Annotated in this window: 23 protein-coding genes; 6 read left to right on the top strand and 17 right to left on the bottom strand. The window is 37.7% G+C overall.

The features are described from left to right. Window positions 1-4: 4 nt before the first annotated feature. The 10 genes from ACGTN9_RS18800 to ACGTN9_RS18755 all read right to left on the bottom strand — a co-directional run bounded on the left by ACGTN9_RS18800 (window position 5) and on the right by ACGTN9_RS18755 (window position 7,492). The gene (locus tag ACGTN9_RS18800; protein ID WP_499595833.1) at window positions 5-2,494 is read right to left on the bottom strand and encodes a VirD4-like conjugal transfer protein, CD1115 family; all 2,490 of its coding nucleotides are present in this window, start codon (window positions 2,492-2,494) and stop codon (window positions 5-7) included. A gap of 13 nt (window positions 2,495-2,507) precedes the next feature. Beyond that, window positions 2,508-3,617 (bottom strand): hypothetical protein, encoded by a 1,110-nt coding sequence (locus ACGTN9_RS18795; protein WP_499595831.1) that lies wholly within the window; start codon window positions 3,615-3,617, stop codon window positions 2,508-2,510. A gap of 14 nt (window positions 3,618-3,631) precedes the next feature. Continuing rightward, a complete protein-coding gene (locus ACGTN9_RS18790; RefSeq protein ID WP_499595829.1) occupies window positions 3,632-3,895 on the bottom strand; it encodes a hypothetical protein in 264 nt (87 codons plus the stop codon). Window positions 3,896-3,907: 12 nt separating this feature from the next. After that, complete coding sequence (locus tag ACGTN9_RS18785) at window positions 3,908-4,102, bottom strand: hypothetical protein (protein WP_035507912.1); 195 nt, start codon at window positions 4,100-4,102, stop codon at window positions 3,908-3,910. Window positions 4,103-4,167: 65 nt separating this feature from the next. Then, entirely contained in the window at window positions 4,168-4,605 is a 438-nt protein-coding gene (locus ACGTN9_RS18780) for a hypothetical protein (RefSeq protein ID WP_499595825.1), read from the bottom strand. 411 nt (window positions 4,606-5,016) lie between these two features. After that, window positions 5,017-5,253: a hypothetical protein gene (locus ACGTN9_RS18775; protein ID WP_499595822.1), complete on the bottom strand. Its 237-nt coding sequence runs from the start codon at window positions 5,251-5,253 to the stop codon at window positions 5,017-5,019. A 25-nt stretch (window positions 5,254-5,278) separates the two neighbouring features. Beyond that, window positions 5,279-6,298: a DnaD domain-containing protein gene (locus ACGTN9_RS18770; protein ID WP_499595819.1), complete on the bottom strand. Its 1,020-nt coding sequence runs from the start codon at window positions 6,296-6,298 to the stop codon at window positions 5,279-5,281. Between the two features lie 31 nt (window positions 6,299-6,329). Next, window positions 6,330-6,821 carry a helix-turn-helix domain-containing protein gene (locus ACGTN9_RS18765; RefSeq protein ID WP_499595816.1) on the bottom strand — a complete coding sequence of 164 codons (492 nt, stop codon included), beginning with the start codon at window positions 6,819-6,821 and terminating at the stop codon, window positions 6,330-6,332. Window positions 6,822-6,911: 90 nt separating this feature from the next. After that, the gene (locus ACGTN9_RS18760; protein ID WP_499595814.1) at window positions 6,912-7,235 is read right to left on the bottom strand and encodes a DNA-binding protein; all 324 of its coding nucleotides are present in this window, start codon (window positions 7,233-7,235) and stop codon (window positions 6,912-6,914) included. Between the two features lie 5 nt (window positions 7,236-7,240). Beyond that, complete coding sequence (locus ACGTN9_RS18755; protein ID WP_499595811.1) at window positions 7,241-7,492, bottom strand: helix-turn-helix transcriptional regulator; 252 nt, start codon at window positions 7,490-7,492, stop codon at window positions 7,241-7,243. A gap of 166 nt (window positions 7,493-7,658) precedes the next feature. On the opposite strand from ACGTN9_RS18755, the gene ACGTN9_RS18750 reads away from it, so the two are divergent. Further along, a complete protein-coding gene (locus ACGTN9_RS18750) occupies window positions 7,659-8,060 on the top strand; it encodes a helix-turn-helix domain-containing protein (RefSeq protein ID WP_499595808.1) in 402 nt (133 codons plus the stop codon). Between the two features lie 112 nt (window positions 8,061-8,172). Here ACGTN9_RS18750 and ACGTN9_RS18745 read toward each other — a convergent pair whose 3' ends face one another. Together ACGTN9_RS18745 and ACGTN9_RS18740 are read right to left on the bottom strand one after the other, a co-directional pair. Next, the gene (locus ACGTN9_RS18745; protein ID WP_499595922.1) at window positions 8,173-8,907 is read right to left on the bottom strand and encodes a DUF1643 domain-containing protein; all 735 of its coding nucleotides are present in this window, start codon (window positions 8,905-8,907) and stop codon (window positions 8,173-8,175) included. Window positions 8,908-8,978: 71 nt separating this feature from the next. Continuing rightward, the gene (locus ACGTN9_RS18740) at window positions 8,979-10,223 is read right to left on the bottom strand and encodes a GTPase family protein (RefSeq protein ID WP_499595805.1); all 1,245 of its coding nucleotides are present in this window, start codon (window positions 10,221-10,223) and stop codon (window positions 8,979-8,981) included. A gap of 243 nt (window positions 10,224-10,466) precedes the next feature. Here ACGTN9_RS18740 and ACGTN9_RS18735 point away from each other — a divergent pair, with 243 nt between their 5' ends. Both ACGTN9_RS18735 and ACGTN9_RS18730 read left to right on the top strand, forming a co-directional pair. Continuing rightward, a complete protein-coding gene (locus tag ACGTN9_RS18735) occupies window positions 10,467-10,964 on the top strand; it encodes an ImmA/IrrE family metallo-endopeptidase (RefSeq protein ID WP_499595802.1) in 498 nt (165 codons plus the stop codon). Window positions 10,965-10,986: 22 nt separating this feature from the next. After that, window positions 10,987-12,159: a site-specific integrase gene (locus tag ACGTN9_RS18730; RefSeq protein ID WP_499595799.1), complete on the top strand. Its 1,173-nt coding sequence runs from the start codon at window positions 10,987-10,989 to the stop codon at window positions 12,157-12,159. Window positions 12,160-12,216: 57 nt separating this feature from the next. Here ACGTN9_RS18730 and ACGTN9_RS18725 read toward each other — a convergent pair whose 3' ends face one another. The 4 genes from ACGTN9_RS18725 to groES all read right to left on the bottom strand — a co-directional run bounded on the left by ACGTN9_RS18725 (window position 12,217) and on the right by groES (window position 18,835). After that, on the bottom strand, window positions 12,217-15,714 hold the full coding sequence (locus tag ACGTN9_RS18725) for a DEAD/DEAH box helicase (RefSeq protein ID WP_499595796.1): 3,498 nt from the start codon (window positions 15,712-15,714) through the stop codon (window positions 12,217-12,219). 1 nt (window position 15,715) lies between these two features. Further along, window positions 15,716-16,579, bottom strand: coding sequence for a P-loop NTPase family protein (locus ACGTN9_RS18720; protein ID WP_499595793.1), 864 nt, complete (start codon window positions 16,577-16,579; stop codon window positions 15,716-15,718). 276 nt (window positions 16,580-16,855) lie between these two features. Beyond that, on the bottom strand, window positions 16,856-18,493 hold the full coding sequence (groL, locus tag ACGTN9_RS18715; protein ID WP_499595790.1) for a chaperonin GroEL: 1,638 nt from the start codon (window positions 18,491-18,493) through the stop codon (window positions 16,856-16,858). A 57-nt stretch (window positions 18,494-18,550) separates the two neighbouring features. Next, window positions 18,551-18,835, bottom strand: coding sequence for a co-chaperone GroES (gene groES / locus ACGTN9_RS18710; protein WP_499595787.1), 285 nt, complete (start codon window positions 18,833-18,835; stop codon window positions 18,551-18,553). Window positions 18,836-19,087: 252 nt separating this feature from the next. Here groES and ACGTN9_RS18705 point away from each other — a divergent pair, with 252 nt between their 5' ends. Genes ACGTN9_RS18705 through ACGTN9_RS18695 form a run of 3 tightly spaced genes read left to right on the top strand, consistent with a single transcriptional unit; the run spans window position 19,088 to window position 20,600 of the window. After that, window positions 19,088-19,807 (top strand): CPBP family intramembrane glutamic endopeptidase, encoded by a 720-nt coding sequence (locus ACGTN9_RS18705; protein WP_499595784.1) that lies wholly within the window; start codon window positions 19,088-19,090, stop codon window positions 19,805-19,807. Continuing rightward, on the top strand, window positions 19,804-20,004 hold the full coding sequence (locus tag ACGTN9_RS18700) for a YdiK family protein (RefSeq protein ID WP_499595782.1): 201 nt from the start codon (window positions 19,804-19,806) through the stop codon (window positions 20,002-20,004). The genes ACGTN9_RS18705 and ACGTN9_RS18700 overlap by 4 nt, the downstream gene beginning before the upstream one ends. A gap of 59 nt (window positions 20,005-20,063) precedes the next feature. Continuing rightward, a complete protein-coding gene (locus ACGTN9_RS18695) occupies window positions 20,064-20,600 on the top strand; it encodes a GNAT family N-acetyltransferase (protein WP_499595780.1) in 537 nt (178 codons plus the stop codon). 34 nt (window positions 20,601-20,634) lie between these two features. Here ACGTN9_RS18695 and ACGTN9_RS18690 read toward each other — a convergent pair whose 3' ends face one another. Continuing rightward, window positions 20,635-22,053, bottom strand: coding sequence for an MDR family MFS transporter (locus ACGTN9_RS18690; RefSeq protein WP_499595778.1), 1,419 nt, complete (start codon window positions 22,051-22,053; stop codon window positions 20,635-20,637). Window positions 22,054-22,349 lie beyond the last annotated feature (296 nt).

The following is a 22,349-nucleotide window of genomic DNA, read 5'->3' as shown; positions in this document are numbered from 1 at the left end:
TTTTTCATCCCTGCTCCACTGGTGTTTCCTGTTCTTCAATTAATTTATCTATTTGTTTGCGAATGTGACTATACACTTGTCGGTTAATTTCTTGATGATCGCCTAAAAGCTTTAAGTTATAAAGAAAAGCTTCCATAGGTTCCTCATTCATTTCCTCCTCACTGTGTTCTAAATGAGGAGCAATTTGCTGATGGATAAGGGAAAATGTGCTTTTATCAAAGAACTCTCCGACTTTTTCCTTCCTCCACCATTCCGTAGATTGTTCTGAATCACTGAATGGTCCATTTTGCAAATGATTTTCCATATCCTCTGCCGCCTCGTCTGTCTGTGCTTTATTAGAATAGCCAGTTTGGAAATCAATAACTAATTCTGCTGGATGAACATGGCGGTGTGGGGTAGAAATCTCTTCTTCCGTAATTGATCGCCCTGGACGGAATTCTGAACTAAGATACGTGTGAGCGTATTTCATACTGTACTTTCCTGTATTATAAATAGGAAAGGCACGAATCTTTCGTCCTTTCTTATCACGTCGTAATAACACTCGACGTACTACCGTATCTCCTTCCTCTAATTCCTGCAGTTCATTGGCAGTTAGAAGGTCCCTGCCTTCCGTACTTTCCGTTTTTGACTTATCTAGTGAAAAAGTAGATCCAGATCGTGTTTGAGTATTTAACGTTTTCTTTCCTAACTTGGAAGAAAAATAGGAAGCAGAATCATAGTCAGCACTCAATATATAAATTTCATTACCACAGTTACCACGGATGGTGGCTTGCCCATCTTCCCCATACAAATCTTTTAATTGAGCATAGGATTGAACAACTAAGTGAAAGCGAATATTTCTTCCCAAACATACCGTGATTTTATTTTCCATATCTGCTATCGCAGGCATATTACCGAACTCATCTAACATAAAGACCACTTCTCGTAAGCATTTTTGTCCTTTGGCTATGGCTGCATTTTTTGATAATACATAATACAATTGGCTAACGAAAATAGACGGTATAGCATGAGTAGACGTATCATAATCGGGTGTAACCATAAATACGGCAATAGGCTTAGTGGAGTAAGTAATTTCTTTTACTTCCAAAGTGCTGCTGGTAGAAGGATAAGAAAAATAAACCTTGCCCGTTTCCTCATCTACTTTGTCAATCCGAATCGTGGAACTATCCTTTTGTACTTCTTTATCTTTTGAAGTATCAGGAGCCGAGTCTTGAGAAATAACTAAATGATCTCCGGCTTCTAATGAGGTTTTAAAGTTAATGGTCCATGTCCCACTCTCACCTGATTGATTGATTTCACATGATCCATCCGGGAGTGAAATCATCACTTTGGAAAAAGGATCACCTCGCCCTTTAATACTTTGACCGAAGCCCACTCTTTTTAAATCTAAAGAGTTTTTTGCTGTCATCTTAGCTGTTTCACTCATTGTAAACTTCGTCAATCCATTCATCGCTGTCGTAAAAATGCTTGATCGAGTATTCCCTTTGGAAAAATTACTCGTTGCATATTGACCTTTCGCTACATGTGATTGGGGTAGTTCTTGGAAAAATTGATCCAATGCATTGTATTCTTGACCATCTTCATCCACCTCATTTCTAGTCCCTAACTCCGAGAGCATATTGGCGACCGTGTACATGGTAATTTTCTCTTCCATTCCTTCTGTTATGCTTTTCTCTGTAACCGCAAGGATCATAGCATTCACAAGTGATTTAGCTGAATCATCCCACATGGGTTCTTTAGCGTTTGGATTGTGGTAAAGCATATGAGTAATAGTTTCGCAAAGCGTTTGAGCTGTAGAATAATCTCCATCCTTATAGGATTGTTTAACCAACTCCAGCAAGTTGAAGCTCATGCTTTGCATTGGATTCATTAAGTTTAAAACCTCAACCTCATATCCTCTTCTCTCCAGCGTCTCCCGGCTAGAAGCAAATAACTCCCCTTTAGGGTCATTGATGACTAAAGAGGGCTGATGTTCAGCACGAGAGTAAGCATCTATGGTTGGAATAACATAGGTTTGGCCCTTACCACTCCTTGTCGTACCAATAATCAAATTATTGACCGGCGACGGATCAATAAAAGCTTTGTCCCCTTTTCTAGATAACACAGGGCCTCCTTGACCTTTATATGGTTGTTTTCGATCAGGAATGGCCTTGTATTGTTGTTGAATTTCTTTTCTCGTTGCAAATCTCTGAGAACCTTTTTCGTCCGTACCTACAGGTTTAAAGTTACTTCTAAGTTTATAAATCATGTGGGCTATGCCGACAAAACCGATTAAGGCAGCTATTCCATAGTAGAGAGGCTGCTCCTGAATATGAAAATCCGTCAAAAATGAAGCTTTAACTTCTATTGGTTTACTGAATTCTGGGAAAGTCTTTAAGGTTGACCACATGGCATATCCCAGATTCCATACGAAAGTACTGACCAGCATCGTGGAGATAAAAAAACAGATGCTTAGTAGAATAAGCACCTGTTTTTTAGCAATGACTGATTTCAAATGAATCACCCTCTTATATATTGTTCTGTTGACTCTCCAGATCATTTTGTTGTTCTTGAAGCGAATCGATTTTAGATTGATTTTGATCTTCTGATTTTTTCTCTGTTTCTATTTGGCTGTTTATCTTAGTCAACTTTTCCTCAATTTCTTGATAATCATTAATCTTTTTATTCAGTTCATCGTCTTTCGCTTCACTGGCCATCTTTTTTGCATCTTCCAATTGATCAAGCCTCAAATAAGCGATCCCCTTTTGTTTATAGAGTTTAGGAGACATCGTCATATCTTGAATATCCACCGCCTGTTTGTATTCCCCATGATGAAAGGCTATTTTAAATTCACCTAGAGGACTTGGGTAAGCTTCTTGAAAGGAAGTCAATTCTTCCAGACCATGAACTTTCAAGACTTGCCCAGCCAGAGAAGAAGTATTTTCATTTTCTACATATTGAAAAGCTTGATCATACTTTTTAAGTTCCACCAGAAAATGAAGCAATGTTTGGCTCTCCGATTCCGTCAAGGTTTCCATTCCTTGTAACTGATCAACAGCTTGGTTCTGCTTACCTGTCCAGTAACCTTCATAAGCAGTTTTTACATCCTCCATTCTTTCCAGCTCTTTTGTCGTGGCTCTTAGATCTTTGCCTTGATTGCTTAGAAGTACAAATAGTGTAATGGATGTAACTATGGTCAACATTAATGCGGTGCTGATCACACTCACAAAAATTTTGCCACGCTTACCAAGTTGCTTCCAACTCGACTTTTGTACTTCCTTCTCTTTCAATACTTCTGTAATATCAATTTGATAAGATGTTGGTGTATTAGAAGTTAATTGTTGAAGAAAGACATCCCTTTTTGTTTCTTCATTTTTATTTTCCATGGGCAACTCTAAAAGCTTTTGATAAACATGGTCATAAATATTTGATGTTCCTTCTGCTCCCACTTCATATGAGCCGTTGTACAGCTTGTCTCCCTCTTCATTAAATATCATAAAATCAAGCGTAATTGGCTTAGCATTTTTCTTTTTTAATTTAGTATCCAATTCTGCCGTTAACAAGACAACTTCCTGGAAGGAATAAGGGTGAAAGCTCGAAATTTCACCATCCATTTTTGATGTGAATAATACCCTCATGGATCCTACCCCCCTTAAAAAATCACCTGGCTGTCAATGTATTCAGCGATAGCTGTAGCTCCCATTAGAATTACAAGCCCAACGGCACCACCAATAAACCATACAATAGAGCTTTGACGGCCTCTTACTCCACCCCAGATAAGATGGTAAGCCCCTATACCAAAAGCAATAGCTGCTGAAATAATCCCAAGTAATTGCATGGCTGTAAGAATCGAAGCACCTGTAGACTGTAAATTGCTTATGGCAGATAGTAGAACAAAATTAGTTATTTTCATCATTCATTCGCTCCTTTAAAAATTTTTATCTTCCTTCTCTTCACTTATTCCTTTGTAATGCAGCAAAGATTTCATGACTACATCTTGATTTTCCTGAATATACTCTTGGTGTTTGCTATGCAGCCAATCGTTATAAGATAGGTCCTGAATGGTTAATAGAGTCTGAACCAAGTCTTTAGATTGTTTTAGTTCACGGTTCGTAGCACCCATGATAATCACCCCCTTTAAAGAAATTTGGCATAAAAAAAGAAGCGACCTAATAAAGATCACTTCTCTTATGATGTAGTCTCATCTATAAATTTTTCTATTGCATTTTGTTTTTCATCTTCTGAAGAATAATCAACACCTCTTAAAGAGACGTATTTTTCTAAGGTACCATCTTCATAGTAACCTAATGTCTCAAACTGGATATCCTTAAGTCCTAAGTCGTCAGGTTTTAAATTATTATCCAACATCTCCTCCGACTTAGCATTTATTTCTTTTACACTAATTGATTTAATTTGCTGTTCTACTAGATTAATGTTATCTTTTCTCTCTTTTTCGTCTTCCGTATTATTTAGCAATACAAAAGCTTCATTATTATCTTCGATGTATTTTTTTAGTTCATCAGGTGATAAAGACTCGACTTGGCCAGTGGCTCCCTCAGCTCCGCAGCCTACAAGAATTATGGCCATTAATAATCCAGCCAAACCACCGATCCAATGTCTTTTCATCAGATCATTCCCTTCTCAAGTGATTTGTATAACGATTCTAACACCTACTCAAACAAAAAACCACATTATGGAAAGGTGAAAATAAATTTGATTGTTTATGGCTAGATACAATCAACCCTATGCAACATTCCTAAATAGTTTTTGCTGCAATGCACAACGTTTCTAGCATATACGTAGAACTTTATGCATCTAGGTTAAACTCTCTAGGGCTTCATTGGCAATGCCTCACCTCAAGAGTATAACCATTATTGATGCAATGCTTTTCCCAGTCACAAGATACGTTTCACGTGACACGCACCGAACGCCGATCGACTGCTAGGAAAATCCCATGACTTTTCTTTTCCTAACATAGATATGTACTTTTCAATGTTCAATAAGTGCTGTTCAAGCACGTATTAAAATCGTTATATTTTATCTTACTGATTTCAGCTCACTCATAGGATTTTTTCTTTTTGCAATTGTTTTAAAATGTTTGTCTTTCACAGTTCGAATTCGATAATAGATTTTAGATAGCCTTTCAGCAGCACCATTTCTATCTATCGCCCAAAGACCGTGAACATTGTACACTTTCCCTTCAAAAGTTTTTACGTTTTCAGCTTGTGATGAAATATCATAGTAAGCTAAACGATGTTTGCCGGATGTCTTCATATTACCAACTCCCTTTTAAATAAGGTCATGGATCTCCTACGACTTTCATATTTGTTTTGCTTAATAAAATGTCTTTAGCTGAGCTTTCCCCTCCCCGAATAGCATCAAGATCTTCTTCGGAAAGATCATATCTGTTATGAATCGCTTCAAGAATACTCTCCCTGGACCTTTTTAACTTAATTCCTAACTCAATTGTTAAGGCCATATCCTCAATGGTTGGCTTTTTATTATCATTTTGTTTTTGTTTGTTACGGTTATTAAACCATTCAGGTATTACTTCCTGATTTGATGGTACTTTAGAAAACTGGCGTTTGTGGTGAATTCTATCTTTATGTTCAACCTCTTCAGCTTCAGCTTGTTCAATGGTTTTAATTCCTTTATTCAGCCAAGATTGAAGGATACTCTTCACATATCCCCATGAGACCTTATTTCGTTCCAAAGAACGTTTCATGGCTTTAATGGTTAATTCATCGCCCAGCTCCTGGATCCATCCAGTTATTTCATTAGAAATATGAGGACTTAATACTCCGATATTGTTTTGATAAAATTGAACGGCCTCACTATTCATGGCTTCAGAAGTAGTTGTAGTAATAAATTCTTTTACATTCTTAACTTCTTTAAGTTCTCGTTCATTCTTGTATGTGTCTTTTTGCTGTCCTTCTGATGTCGGGGAGCTGTCTTTTTGATGTTTATCTGCTGTTGTTTTGTTGTCATACTCTTCACCATTCGATTGATAAAGTGCCCAGTTATCAACGGTTACGATACTATATTTGTTGGTGGATTTAACCGTAATTACACCATCTTCTTCTAATGTTCTTATATAATCACGGACGGTGGATTCAGTCATATTTAACTCAGACGCAGCTTTTTTTCTACCAAATATGAATTGCCCAGGTTCAATTTCTACCTTTTGTCTCCCCACTCTTGATTCAGTATCTTTATGACTAGATTTAGTTAGACAGTATATAAAGACTTTCAACATCTTCTCATTTTCGAAAATTTCACTATGGAGAATTTTCCTATGAAGCTTTACCCACCCCTGCATACTTTCACCTCTTTTCTTACCTAACTATTTACTAAAAATGATAGCCCAATGTCTTTAAATCAGAATGATGTTTTTTCCACAATTTTAACCAGCTGATATTATATGTTTCACATAAACTTGTTAAATAAAGAGTTGAGAAGTGAACCAAACTAGCCATTGTCTCAGCAGATCTATGAACATCTTGCAATTCCATAGAGTGAATAAAATCGACGTCTTTCGTCCATTTCACTTGAGCAATGGTTTCAAGTGCTTCCTTTAACTCTTTCTCAAGTAACAACTGAAGAAAATATTTGTCGTTATTGGCTCTCGGGCTATCTAACTGTGTAATCCCCCATCCGATATATTCATTAACTGCTTCCAGTGCTAGCCACGGATTATTATATTTCTCTATAAAATATTTGGTGGTTACAGGAGGAATCTTCCGTTCTCCCCTTTCTTGCTTTGAGATATACTCTCTAGATTGAAGCATGTCAATTGCCAGTTGTTGCTGTGTTTTATTAATTCCTTTTCTTGTTTTCTTCATGATATTTGCAGCCTTACTATTATAAATTGGACTCACCCCTTGGTTTGTACCAGTAGTTGTAATTAGATAATATATGATAGATTTATAGAGTTATATCACGCCAAAGTTTCTTTCTGGAGCTGTTTGATCAGAAACCTCAACATGTTCTCTAATCCAGTTTATTACTAAATCTTTAGGATAAAGTGTCCGTCCTCCAACATGGACCTTTGGAAAGTCTTTTCGCCTTAAAATATGAGCGTCTAACGACTGTACACTTACATTAAAGACATATTTAGCTAATTTATTGCGATCTAACAAGTATGGTAACTCTGTTTCTTTTTGCACATCCTCTTGGGCTTTTTTTGCGATTTCATAAAAAATATCGTACACCTTATTATTGAAATCAGCTTCAGGTTGTAATTTCGCTTCAAACAATTAAATCATTTCCTTTCTTTCATTAAATTTAATTTCGCGCTATTTGTATGAGTATCTTGTACTTTGTGACCAAACAAATAATGGACATCTTTTCCCAAAACTTCTGCTAAACAAATAGCTACTTTAAGAGTGGGTGTTGAATATCCATTCTCCCAATTAGCTACACTTTGTTTACCCTTGTAACCCAAGCATTCAGAAAGTTGAGTTTGACTCAAATTAGCTTGAATTCTTGCCTCTTTTAAACGTTTGTTCCTCATTATTTCACCTCCTTAGTATGAATAACTTGTACTTAAAGTATATGTACAAGTTTCTTGTATGTCAACAAATAAAACAAGATTCTTGTACTTTAGTTAAAAATATCTATAAATGAGTAGAAAGATGGTACAATAATCTTGTACATGAAAAAGTGAAAGGATACTAAAAATGCTCTCACAAAGACTTAAATATTCTAGAAAGACCAAGGGACTCACTCAAAATGAATTAGCAAATAAAATTAAAACGACAAAGGGTACAATTAGTAACTACGAAAATGGTTATAGTACACCTTCAAATGAGATGCTTATTAGTCTTGCTAATGCATTAGATGTGAGTATTGATTATTTATTAGGTAGGTCTGAGACTACAGTAAACGAAACAAAAGAAAATGAATACAATACTATCAATGAAATAAATAAGCTCATGGATAAGTATGGGATTGAAGATGCTGCATTTTTCGATTTAGAAAAATGGAAGGCTATGGGCCCAGAGCAAATCCGGGAATTGGAAAGTTACTTTCAATATTTGCTAAGGAGATCCAAGGAACTTGAGGAGAAAGACAGAAAATAGAGCATGTCATTAGGCATGCTTTTTTTATATGATACTTAATAAGCAACAAAAAAAGAGCTCCTTTTTTGAAGCCCTATGCAGCAATATAACCTATGCAATCCATATTTTACATTCACTTGATATTAAAACCTTGTAATAACTTATCCCTTTTATTTTCTGAAACATGAATTAATTTATGATTAACCGAGAATCTTTGGTTTACTACCTGAGGACGAGGATGTTTAGGAAATATAGAGCGAGAATTTTCTTTACCATAATCAAATACCTTAAGTTTAAAATGATTTTTATCCAGTAGTTCTTGCAATGGATAGTTAAATGTTAATGTAGGGACGCCATATTTTTGACCATTTTCCCCCCAACCCAAAACAACTATTTCAGAATTATTAATTGCGTATTCAATGTAATAAAAATTGCAATCATCTTCTTGAAAATCTACTTTTTCTGTCTTACTCCCCTTTATAAGTGGGCTGGTGTTAATTACGAATAATGTTCCAAAACCATTGTATTTTGCAAAATCAATTAGAAAGTCCACAGTAGTATCTCCGGAAAGCTCATCAGCAGCACTGGGATTCATCATAAATGTAGTTATTATAGGTAATTCAGGATCCCAAGTACGACTAAGGAAATAACGTTTGTTTACTTCAGGTGTATTAACTCCATTGGTATACTCTGGATGAAATACGGATGAGCCATACCCTACACGAACTGGTGGAGATTTTCTCTCAGGTAAAACCACCGCACCCGCATTAGAGGGCTCCCATCCATTTTGAATTATCCAATCATTAAGTTTACTCTGAAAGTCTTCATATCTCTCATTGTTATTTAGATTTAAAATACCATTAAACATTACTCTCAAATTCCCATCCCCCTTAAATGAACAAGGTTGTGTGGCATTTGCTATATTAACTAATTTCTGTCTTAACCCTCCTGAAATTCTTCGGGCCCAACAATAGATTTATTGAAAAAATAAGCCTCTGCAGATTTACCTATTGCATATGTACCAGTGTATGCCATACCTCCAGAGATAGCAGACCCTCCAATAGGTACAAATTTACTTAGCTGTCTAAAACCTTCTCTTAATCCAATACCAACACCCACATTTATTCCAGATGCGGCCAAATATTCATACACTGTATCTTTTGATACTTCTCTTCCTGATAATGCAGCTATTATTCCAATCATGAGCATCTGAACTGGCACTAGGACAGCAATATCCCCAACAGGAAAAGGTAATGCACCTATTCCACCGGCAATACTTGAAAAACGTTTAATCAGAGAAGAAGAAATTTCTTTTAATTTTTCTTTGCTTTTTATCGCTTGAAAAAAATCCAGTCTCGCTTCTTCCTTAAGGTTTTTAGCGATATATAGTCTAAGATTTTCAATATTCCAGGTATCATCTTCCTCAGCACAGGTAGGAATTATACCTACATAAACCTCATGCTCTGTTTTTAGGCCGTAGATAGGGAAATTAGAGTTAATAGGTGTACTGTTAACATCTAAAATTTTCTTGGAAAAATACTCTTGTAAATCTACTATTTGACCAGCTTTCCTTGGGTATTCTTCAGGGGGCCATTCTTTCCTTTTACCTAATAAATCAACCTGATTTAATATTACCATCGTTGGGATATGTATTTTCATATCTCTCTTTACCGTTGCCATAATGTCATTAAATACAGCTAGATCATTAGATATATTTCTAGCTTCTTTCGCGTTAATAATGTGAAAGATTACATCTGGTTTTCTTTCAATAATGTTTCTTTTAAGAAGCTCTACAGGATCTTCATTACTTGTGGCTTTTTCAGGTACAGTGGCTTCAAAAATACCTCTAGTATCTATAATTTTCCAAGTAGAATTTGTTTCCTCAAAAGTTACTACATACGCTTCAGCAACAGCCGTCTCTGGTTCAATATCATTTACTTCTGCTACATACTTTTCCGTTAATGCATTAATTAGTGACGACTTACCATGCCCACTTCTCCCCATAAACAACAATACAGGAGGTCTGCTTTCCTCTGCCAATTTCCTAACTTCTTCTATTGCCGGTCCTAATACCATTTTCTTTACTAATCCTTTATTCTTATCAGACATATTAATCGGAATTGAATCAAATATGTCCTCAATAGAATCACAAATCTGTTTTATTTTATCTCTATCTAAAGCCATAATTTCTCCTCCTCTAAAGATTATTTTGATACAAAGGCATCTCAAGTAAAGATGATGAACTTACATGGAACACTTTTCCTTTTGTCTGAGTTCATTATACCACTTAATTCCATCATGTATGGTAACAAGGTTGAGTTTTGCAGGAAGTATTTATTCCAGAATATAGCAAAATACATAATTTAGATATAAATATTGATTAACCAAACATATGTTCGTATAATGCTTGTAAGGAAGGTGATTAGTATGAGATTTCCTTACTACACAACCACAACTCTTGAAGACCTTATTACTCAGTGGTATAAAATTCGCAATTTTACAATACCAACTGACTTAAGTGTTCATAAAATTGGATTGGAAAATCAAATCTTTGTTAAATGCAGACCAACTCAAGCTAGTTATATGAAAGTAGGGAAGTTTCAAGAAATTGTCTTAGATAGCCGCCTTCCCCAGATCCACCAACGAGAGCAATTCTTCCATGAGCTTTGCCATGCATTAAGGCATGCCGGCCGGCAGCTAATAATGCCTAAAGATTTTTATGAGCTTCAAGAAAGAGATGCCAGGCACTTCACTCTATACGCCTCGCTACCCTACCACATGATTAAAGAGTACACGTTGAGTGACCCTGAAATTATTAATCAATGGTCTCAAGATTTTAAAATTCCGTTAAATGTGTGCCAAGAACGCCTGGAGAAAATAATGAGACGTCCTATTGTACCAGTCAAAAACCATTTTATAACTTAATATTTAAATGGGAGGTAAAACTATGGCTTATATAAGAAAAAGAGGTAACAAGTGGTCCTATCAAGTGGAATGGCTGGATCCAGTCACCGGAAAAAGAAAAACAAAGTCTAATGGTGGTTTCACTAGAAAAACTGATGCAAGAATTGAAGCAGAGGAATTAGAAAGGGAGGTAAGGGAAGGAACCTATGTTGAAGAAAACAATATCACTCTCAACGAATTCGCAGATGATTGGCTGAATTTCTATGCGAAAAATTCTAAGGTTAGCTCACATCGGGGACGTACTAAAGAATTAAAGCATTTCAGAAGATATTTTTCGAAAATGAAGCTATCTGATGTTACAAGGAAACACTATCAAGCATTTCTTGATAACCTACACGAAAAAGGATACGCCCATAATACCATGGATGGGATCCATACTACTGGCCGAATGTTATTTAAGAAGGCTCTAGAATATAATCTTATTAAAATAAATCCAAGTGAGTTCGCAAAAATTCCAAAAAGAATTGAAACAGTGGAAGAAATTGAACAGAATGAAGAGATAATAAAATTTCTAGAGAAGAATGAACTAATAACTTTCTTAAAAACAGCTAAGGAAAAAGGATTAGATAGAGATTTTATTATGTTTCTTACCCTTGCCTATAGTGGCTTGCGTGTAGGAGAAATGCTGGCACTTAAATGGAGTGATGTGAACTTTATTAATGAATCCATTCGTATTACAAAAACCTATTATAATCCGAATAATAATACAAAAGATTATCAGTTACTCACTCCCAAAACAAGAGGATCTATACGGACGTTAAAAATGGACAAGCAAGTGATGAGTGAGTTGAAGAAACACTTAACTTACCAAAAAGAAATTAAGATGGCTCTCGGAGATCAGTACAATGACTTTGGATTTGTTTTTGCAAAAGAAATTAATAACCCTGGTTATCCCGATTTTATAAAGACTGTTGAAAATCGAATGAGAAGGCTTTTAAAGCTTAGCAGGATCGAAAAAAAAGTTACTCCTCATTCCTTCAGGCACACCCATACCTCTCTCTTAATTGAAGCAGGAGTAGGTACCAAAGAAATTCAGCAAAGATTAGGACACGGCGATATTAATACAACTATGAACATTTACGCTCATATAACAAAAGATATGGAGCAAAGAGCTGCAGAAAAGTTTGGTGAACTAATGAGAGGTGCATTGGAATAAAGATGGAATACTCGTAATAAATGAGAGTATCCGACTTCAAATCGAATACTCTCATTTTTATGAATTTTTTAATATCATTTTTGCAGCTTCCAAGATGTCATAATTTGCAACGAATGGTAGTAAAGCCGATTCGTTATAAAGCCAGTTCCTTTTTAGATGCTGGACTTCCTTTATGGAAGTTTCCTCATCTTCAAATTCCTCCAATGGAAAGGTAGCCCCTAATGTATGGGCTACAATTCTGTTTCTCATTCCATAATTAAACCAATAAAAAGTGGAATGATCTTTTAGCCCGTTCTTAATTGCTAATGGAAGAACGTTCAAGTTAAAAGGAAGGGGTTCATTTTCAAAGAACACTTCCTCTATAGTTGCTAATAGAAGACCAGCATAGGTTGAAATTTTTGCTATTTGCTTTTTAACTAGGGCTATAGTGTCTGGTATATGTTTTCCGGCTGATCTTGAAGAATCTATAGCTCCATCAACCTGAAGATATATTCTGGCGATATCAGCATAGCTCTTACCATCCATATACATCCAAGTTATATTGGAAAATTCCTCCCAACATTCCTCCCATCCACTCGGCGGCTCCCAAGATAAATCCTTTTCTGGATTACCCCCAATTAATTTGACCATCTTATTAATAAATGTAGGTTTTTGTGTAGCAGTTTCTGGCAATATATTTTGAATATAATGAGGAGGCAATTTTTCCATACATTTAAAAAGAATATTTTTCCACTCCTCAATACTCCATTCAACCACTTCAGTCTTCTTACTTAGAGGTACAACGTCTTCGGCTATTTTTATAAACAAATTTGTAGTAAAGAAATCAAATCCAGATTTTCTAGCGACCCTTACCAACCATTCTGGTGCATTAGCTTTCTCTAAAAATTCTTTTTTTATCTCGGTGATGGCCATGGTTGCTGCAATTAATTCCTTTTCATCCATTTGATGTCTCATTGTAGCAGCTGCGTAAGTTCTACTTATTATTGCTTTGTTTTTTTCGGCTTCATCTTGTTCATTATCTGCTGTTAACATAGACATAATTGTAAGTTCATCTAAAGAAGCTCTATCTGCCTGTATAGTTCCATTTATTATATTATCTAAAAAGTTTTCAAGAGGACTTTTAACTACAATCGAGGCGTCTTGTTCACTTAATACATCTATCGTTGAAGTAGCCCTAGTTATATCATTCTCGTCTTCTTTATAAGCAATAGGTGTATTAGGTACTATTATACTAAAGCTTTGGTTAGAAAAACCCGCTCGTCCTGCCCTGCCAATAGCATTTAAAATTAATGCTTTTGACCTCATTTGAGACTCGATAGTATGGGCCTCTCTTGCATCTCCGACCCTAGTACCAGCAATTACAACTGCTACTGATGGCAAGTTAAGCCCTTGTGCTAAAGTACCAGTTGCAAACAATAGCTTAACTTCTTTGTTAATGAACGACTGCTCCACTGCTTCTTTTTCACTTTCTAACATATAAGAAGAATGAACTCCAATTCTGCTAGCGAGTAAATTTTTAACCTCAGAATTTGTTCCTAACTCTTTTTCTGCTAGCATTAATAACTTTTGTTGGTAGACTCCTAGATCAGATTCTGTTGTTTTGAGATTGAGATTTCTAGCTAAAACAAATGGGTAATGGCGATTGGTTGGAATAAATACAATTGTAGGTATTCCTTTTGTTGCTAATTCAAAACCCAAGGACTTAGAGGTTGCATTAACCCAACTGTCTGCATCGCTATGGTAAATCCACTTATCATTGTATTTCCGTCTTGAGAGAGTGTACTTTGCATTAACATTGGTCTTAATTAATGAATAATCATTAACGTCCTGTTGCCAAACACCTGAAAGAGAGTAAAGTATAGACAACTTAGGCTCGAATTTCTCGTTCTTTCTATGTCTTGGTTTTGAGTTCAAATTTACTTTAGCTATTTCTTTTGTTTCTAGGTATGAACTATATTCAACACCCACAGCTCCCCTAATTGATCGAGTAGGTTTCCAAAGTATAGAACTGATTTGTGAGTCGTCAGAAGTTACTTTAGTTAACCACGCTGCTAAATCATTAGGGTTGTTTAGCATCGCAGACATTAATACAAACTTAATATCATGACTAATTGATAATATTTGTCCTAGTACTAAGTCAACTGATGCCCCCCTAACCCCTTCACCTAATAAGTGACACTCATCAAAAATACATAAAGAGCAATATTTAAATACTTCGGGATTAATTCTTAAGGACATAGCACACTTTTCAGGTGTCATTACTGCTACAAATTTATTTGCATTATCACGTTCATCTAAGAATTCATTGTCTAATTTTGTATACTCATCTCCTCCAACGAAAGTTCTTATTGGGATATCACCATAAAATCTAAGAGACTTTCTTAGATCCCTTTTTATTTGATGAACCAATGCATTCGTGGGTGCTAAATAAAGAATCCATCCTTTTGATAATGATTGTGTTAATGCAAGCTCAGCAATAAAACTTTTCCCACTCCCGGTGGGCAAATTAACAATTGTGTGTTTACTAGGTCCAGGTAAACATTTATCAATGAACTCCTTAGCAGATTCCCATATAAAAGGCCTAGAATTTACTAGAGAATCCCCTTTTGCTCTACCTTTAAGATACTCTCTAAACTCTTTGCTTTCATTTTCACGTTTAAGGGTGTTATGTAAAAGAGCCCTTTTTGAAGAGTGATTTACCATTACCATAAGAACTTTTGAAAGATGATAAATTTCTGGAAAAAGCGAGTATTTATTTTTGTGTGAAGTTTGATTAACTTTTGCTAGTAAACTCAACCCATTGTTTAGTCCTTCATTATCTTCACCAACTAACCATTCGACATATGATACTATAGACTCACCTATCAATGAATACATTTGAATCTTATTTTCCTCAATAAGATTTTTCAAAGTTTTTTTCTTACTATCATGCTTTAATACAGGCTTTCGTTTATCCACTTCCCACAATTTATTCGTAATAAGAGCAAAAAGATTATGTAAGCACCAATATTCAATTTTATAAGTATTATTTTCAACATCATAATCTCCTTGGTTGCTTAAAGCTTTTACTGCATCATTTATTTCAGTTTGAGCATTTGCATCATATCCTGAAATCATAAATAACATCGCAGCCTCTATTCTGGTATAAATATATTCATTAGAAAACAATAATTCTTTTTCATCTTCTTGCCCCAGAATTGTTGCTAATAGTGAAAGAGATTCTGCTCCTACGAAAGCTGCAGCCTTTACTGAGTACTCATCTTCATTTTCATCAAATATAGCGCTGCTTTCTAAAGTATCTCCTAAACGTCTTAAGCCATAATAATATTCTTGAAAGAATTTGGAGGATTCACTAAGCATTTCTTCTTCTAACCTGTCCATTTCTTCCTCGCTTACTTCAATGTCAACCGTCCTAAATTCATCTTGTACGAGTCCCAATTGCATCTTAATAGAATATAAGTAAGCCCTAGATAATAACCTCCTAGTTATATCAATGTCCAACTCCGGGAGACTCGGTAAATTATTGAATAATAATAAAGAATAATTGTCAAACATCTTATAACTCCCTTACAATATCTCTCATCTCGTCGGATAAAGAATCAAAAAATAAGTCAAAGTTTTCTATGGCCAAGGGGATAATGATTCTTCTATTTACAGGGACCTTTAATCCTCCTAAGGTTTTCCTTCGTATTCTAGACCAATCTTTATTAACAGACGAATCAAATATTGGCGTTGTTAAAAAACACCTTTCATTCTTCCAGAAACCACTAGTTGCTAACTTCGATAGCTCTTCTGGGAGGTATTTCCTTAGTATCTGAACCTGGGTTCTAATCCTTTTTCCTGTTTTCCGGTTAGTTTCAACACCATCAAAAAAATTCATAGCATTGGAAATTGCTTTATTAGGATTAAGCTTATAAGCTTTACATTCTCCAATAGTTAAACCTAACGTTCCGGATTGATACAAAGCAGTTATATCTAATCCTTTATCTTTGGGGTCATCATGGACTAAACCGACAGCTAAAACTTCCCCAGCAGGGTGTAAATTCTGAACTTTATTCGAAACAAATAACAAAAGGTGAATCAAAGCTTCAGCTAACCAAGGGTTTCTTTCATCCTCTTTAAAATCTTGGTTAAGTTCATTAGACTCTCCAACTGTGTCTATCACACTTTCTTCAATATCTTCTTTTCCTATCTCTGTATCCTCTATCAAGTCCGCTCTAACTTCCAAATTTGCCTCGATAGCGTTTGCAATTAGAGCTACCATATAAGCAGCAATACTATTTAATATTTCCTTATCATTCTCTATCCCTTTTACAATTAATGAATGATGTGTTTCAGTTTCTATGACGCTAACCTCAATTTTTGAAGTAAATAACTCTACCCCAGATTCAACCAAATCATTTAACTTTAATTGATTCATACACTACTCCTATTTAACTATTTTAAATTCTCGCCCCATTCCTATGTAGTAAATTTTAACATTAATATGTTTGTTTTTGTAAAATATATAGTACTTTAACAGCGTTAAAATGTCACTTAACCAAAATTTCAAATAAAAAAACCTCCTAAAAGTTTAAGAACTCTTAGGAGGTTTTTAAGTTAAGGTATAGAATCTTCAAAGAAATCCAGTCAAAATCCAGTCAATATTCATTTGAAAGGATTCAATCCCTTGTATAGCAAAGGGTTTGAGGACAGCTTACATCATGCCGCCCATTCCGCCCATGCCACCCATGTCTGGCATGCCGCCGCCAGCGCCGTTGTCTTCTTCTGGAAGATCAGCAACGACTGCTTCTGTAGTCAAGAACATAGCTGCTACGGAAGCTGCGTTTTGTAGTGCGGAACGTGTAACTTTTGTCGGGTCTACGATACCTGCTTCTACCATGTTGACCCACTCGCCAGTTGCAGCGTTGTATCCGATGCCGACTTTTTCACCTTTCAGGCGCTCAACGATGATGGAGCCTTCAAGGCCGGCGTTGTGTGCAATTTGACGTACTGGCTCTTCAAGGGCACGTACAACAATTTTTGCACCTGTAGCTTCATCGCCACTTAAATCAAGGCTCGCTACTTTATCGTAAATGTTGGCAAATGCTGTACCACCACCGGCTACAATACCTTCCTGGACAGCAGCACGAGTAGAGTTCAATGCGTCTTCGATACGAAGCTTACGCTCTTTCAATTCTGTCTCAGTAGCAGCACCGACTTTGATGACAGCTACGCCGCCAGAAAGTTTAGCAAGGCGCTCTTGTAATTTTTCTTTATCGAATTCAGAAGTAGTTTCTTCTGCCTGTGCACGGATTTGAGTTACGCGGGAAGCGATTTGCTCAGCGTTTCCTGCACCTTCGACGATAGTAGTGTTCTCTTTTGTAACGACAACTTTAGAAGCACGGCCCAATTGCTCGATGCCAGTGTTCTTAAGCTCAAGACCAAGGTCTTCTGTTACAACTTCAGCACCAGTCAATGTAGCGATGTCTTCAAGCATAGCTTTACGACGGTCACCGAATCCTGGAGCTTTGACAGCTACAGCGTTGAATGTACCGCGAAGTTTGTTTACAACTAGTGTTGCAAGAGCTTCACCTTCAACGTCTTCCGCGATCATTAGAAGCGGCTTGCCTTGTTGTACCACTTGCTCAAGTACAGGCAATACTTCCTGGATGTTTCCGATTTTCTTATCAGTAATCAAAATGTATGGGTCTTCGAGAACAGCTTCCATTTTATCCTGGTCAGTAACCATATATGGAGAAGCGTATCCACGGTCGAACTGCATACCTTCTACTACTTCAAGTTCTGTATTGAACCCTTTGGATTCTTCGATTGTGATGACACCATCGTTACCTACGCGCTCCATTGCTTCTGCGATCAAGTGACCTACTTCGTTGTCACCAGCAGAAATGGAAGCAACTTGTGCGATAGACTCTCTGCCTTCGATCGGCTTGGAGATGCTGCGAAGTTCTTCTGTAGCAACGTTAACCGCTTTTTCGATACCGCGACGTACGCCAACCGGGTTAGCACCGGATGCTACGTTTTTCAATCCTTCACGGATCATCGCTTGTGCCAGTACAGTCGCGGTAGTTGTACCGTCACCAGCTACATCGTTTGTTTTAGAAGCAACTTCGGAAACGAGCTGTGCACCCATATTTTCGAAATGATCTTCCAATTCGATTTCTTTAGCGATGGTTACACCATCGTTGGTAATCAACGGAGAACCGAATTTTTTCTCAAGAACGACGTTACGTCCTTTTGGTCCAAGTGTCACTTTAACAGCGTTAGCAAGTGAATCTACACCACGAAGCATCGCGCGGCGTGCTTCTTCATTAAATTTAATCTCTTTAGCCATGAAAATGCCCTCCTTATCAAACTTGTAACTGTACGTATTTTATTTGAAACTAAGGAATTACTGAACGACAGCCAATACGTCGCTTTCGCGAATCACTAAGTATTCTTTGCCTTCATATTTCACTTCTGTACCTGCAAATTTAGAGTAGATGACATGGTCGCCTTGAGCTACTTCAAGTGCTACCTTTTCACCATTATCGGTAACTCGTCCAGTACCTACTGCGACAACTTTACCTTCTTGCGGCTTTTCCTTCGCAGAGTCTGGAAGTACGATTCCGCTTGCAGTTTTTTCTTCCTGTTTTACAATTTCAATCACAATACGATCACCAAGTGGCTTTAACAATTAGGACACCCTCCTCAATGTGATTCTATTCTTGAATTACGGTTTATTAGCACTCGACATTAATGAGTGCTAACACAATTATTATAATAATCAATACGATTTTATTTTGCAAGAGAGATGGATAAATTTTTTTCTGAAAAGATTGGTGAAAAATGTCGGGTAAATCCTAATCGTTACGCTGTATTTTCAAACTATGTTAAAATACGGAGAGTGATTGAAAATGTAAAATGTATGCAAAGGAGTCGTTCGACCTTGCCATCGAGATATTGGTATATCATTGCTATATATATTGCAGCACAGTTGTCATCTGTTATCGGCGTTCCCTTATTGATGATGGTCGGCATGGAGAAGGAAATTGCGATTACCAGCTGGGCCGTGTTCAGCTTTTTCGTTGCCACTCTCATCATTGTATTCATGCTGAAGCCGGATATGAAACAAGCTTCGGAGCAGCGTGAACGGTCAAGCGCAGGGAATATTGCCTTATGGTCTTTTCTTGGTGTTTTTCTTGCTTACTTCGCTCAAATGATTGCGATACTGATTGAAACCTTCCTCCTCGGCATCAAGCCAGGATCGGAAAACACCCAGGACTTGATGGAGTTTGCCCGGATATCACCGGTGTTCATCATTGTCATGGTTGTGTTCGCTCCGATATTAGAAGAAGTCATTTTCCGAAAGATTATTTTCGGTACGATTTATAAACGGACGAATTTCATTGTTGCTGTTCTTGTGTCAGCGCTGGCATTCGCCGCATCCCATTTCGATTTCACGCATATGGTGGTATATACAGCAATGGGGATCGTGTTCGCCTACTTGTATGTTAAAACCAAAAGCATCATCACTCCGATCATCGCCCACATGGCCATGAACACCGTGGTCGTACTCGGACAATATAGTTTATCGGAAGAAGATTTCAGGCGGATGCAAGAGCAATTCGATCAGCTACAAACCATTATTGGAGGCTTATTTTTATGAGAACATCACCGCTATTCATGGCCTTCCTTTATTTTATAATGGGGATTGTTTTCACATATATAGCGGCTCAAACTGTCGAAGATACGATATGGAATTTCATCACCATTTTCCTGGCCATCCTTGCCACGTTTGATTTTGCCGTTTCGATTCGATTATTCAATCTTCATTTCAGGCTGAAAAATACAAATAAGAAATGATCAGTCAAAGAGGCCTGTCACACCAGGCCTCTTTCTGTTTAAAAGGGGGATACATAATCATGAAAACATTATTACAAGGAGAACGGGTACGTTTGACTCAAGTGGCAAAATCAGATCTCGCAGCCATAGCTTCCTGGTATGATAACTCTGACTTCTCAAGACGGTTCGACGCCCTTCCTGCCGCTCCCAGAACGGTGGAACATTTAGAATCATGGCTGGATGAGTCCAATGAATCTAACAACCAATATACGTTCGCGATTCGTGATGAAAAAGATGCGTTCATTGGATATGTAGAACTGGAAAGTATCTTATGGATCCACCGCAATGGCTGGGTCAGCATCGCCATCGGAGAAGATGAATACCAGGGGAAAGGTTATGGTACAGAAGCCATGCAGCTGCTGATCGATTTCGCTTTCTATGAATGCAGCCTCCACCGCCTTCAGCTGACCGTGTTTTCTTATAATATCCCGGCAATTCAGATGTATGAAAAGCTTGGTTTCAAAAAAGAAGGCACCCATCGGGAGTTCATTCTTCGCGACGGTCAGGCCTATGACATGCACCTTTACGGACTTCTAAATCATGAATGGACAAAATAAGACGCTGCACTCAGCTTCTCGCTGAGTGGCAGCGTCAGTTGTTTGCTTGCTTTTCATTTTTATCGCTCTCTACTCCTTTTAAGATGAAGGAGAACGGAACTGCAATAATAAGAATAATCGCTGATACCAGGAAAGCTTCATTCAATGTCTGTAAAGTAGCAGCTTGGGTATCCAGGCTGGTAGAAGCTTCGATAGCAGCACGTCTCACTTCATAATAAATAGAGAAGAATACGATGCCTAAGGATGAAGAAATCTGTCTAAGAATATTATTCATCGCGGATCCCTGGGCGACAAGGTGTTCAGGAATAGCATTCATCCCCGACGTTGTTGCAGGCATATTTCCCATCCCCATGCCCATTCCTCTAATCGTGTTCAGTAATAAAATCCACCAAAAAGGTGTATCCAGGCTTAAAAAGCTCAACCCGAGCGTTGCTGCTGCCATGATTGCCAATCCAGGCGGCACAACAAACTTGGGACCTTTTTTATCCAGCAGCCTTCCTCCGAGCGACATGAACAAACCACTGGCAGCCGCTGCCGGAAGGAATAACAGCCCTGTTTTTATTTCCCCTAAACCATAGACGTTCTGGATTAATAATGGCAATAGGAAAATACCAGAAAACAGCCCAATGGAAGCCGCTGATGTTACCAGAATCGATATCGAGTAAGTTGGCACCTTGAAAACGGACAGGTTCAATAATGGCTGTTCCTGTCGGTTCTCATAGAAAACGAATGCGATAAGTGCCAGGATACCACCGACAATCAGCACCATATTCAACGGAGACATCAATAATTCCAGCGTTCTTCCCCTGCCAAGAGCATAAAGGATAGCGCCGATTCCCGCGGTGACGATGACAAATCCGACCGCATCGAATTTCAAGTCCGGCTTTGTCTTGGTCGGCTTCAGATACTTACCGGACAATATGATTCCGAGCAAGCCAAACGGGATATTGAACAAGAACAACCAGGGCCAGGCAAAATATTGTATGATAACTCCCCCGATTGTCGGACCGATAGCCGGGGCAACCATCACCGAAATTCCGTAGATCCCTACCGCAAGTCCCCGTTCATTCCGGGGAAAGGCGTTGAATATTAAGGCCATGGCGATAGGCATCATCAAGCCACCCGCCATTCCCTGAATAGCACGTGAAAGAATGATCATCCCTAAAGACGGGGATAAGGACCCTGAAATCGAGCCAATGATAAAGATGCTTAACCCTGTCAAATACACTTTCTTTTTACCGAACCGGTCACCAAAATATCCGGTCAGCGGCATTGTCATCCCCATCGATACCATGAAAATCGTCAGCATCCAGCCGACATCTACGGCATTTGCATCAAAGATTTCCATAAACCGGGGAAGCGTCGGATTCAGCATGCTATTATTCAGTATGACGGTGAATGTTCCAAAGAGTACAGAAACGACCACCAGCCATTTGGAAGGTAATTTCCCCATACGGCTTCCCTCCTGCGAATCTATTTCGAAACCCGAACTATTATCTACTATAGCATAAGTCCATACATGAATCTTCCCACAAAGCTATACACGTTTTGCTCATTGCTTAAACAAAAGGATCTGTTAAATCTCAGTGTTGATCTTACAGTTAAGCCCCCTTTTGCTGAACACTCAGTTTCGAGTGAAACTGTTTCCGTTAAGGTTGAAAGCCTCTGGAGGTCCGGGAAATCACTCGCTTTCCATGGGTGTACGGTGAGCTTCCTCGGGCTACAGCCCTGCGGGATCTCACCATGTAC

The sequence above is a fragment of the Halobacillus sp. B23F22_5 genome (genome assembly GCF_043497085.1).
Lineage (GTDB): Bacteria > Bacillota > Bacilli > Bacillales > Halobacillaceae > Thalassobacillus.
Note: the sequence above shows the minus strand (reverse complement) of the source record. Positions and strands in the feature narration are given on the sequence as shown.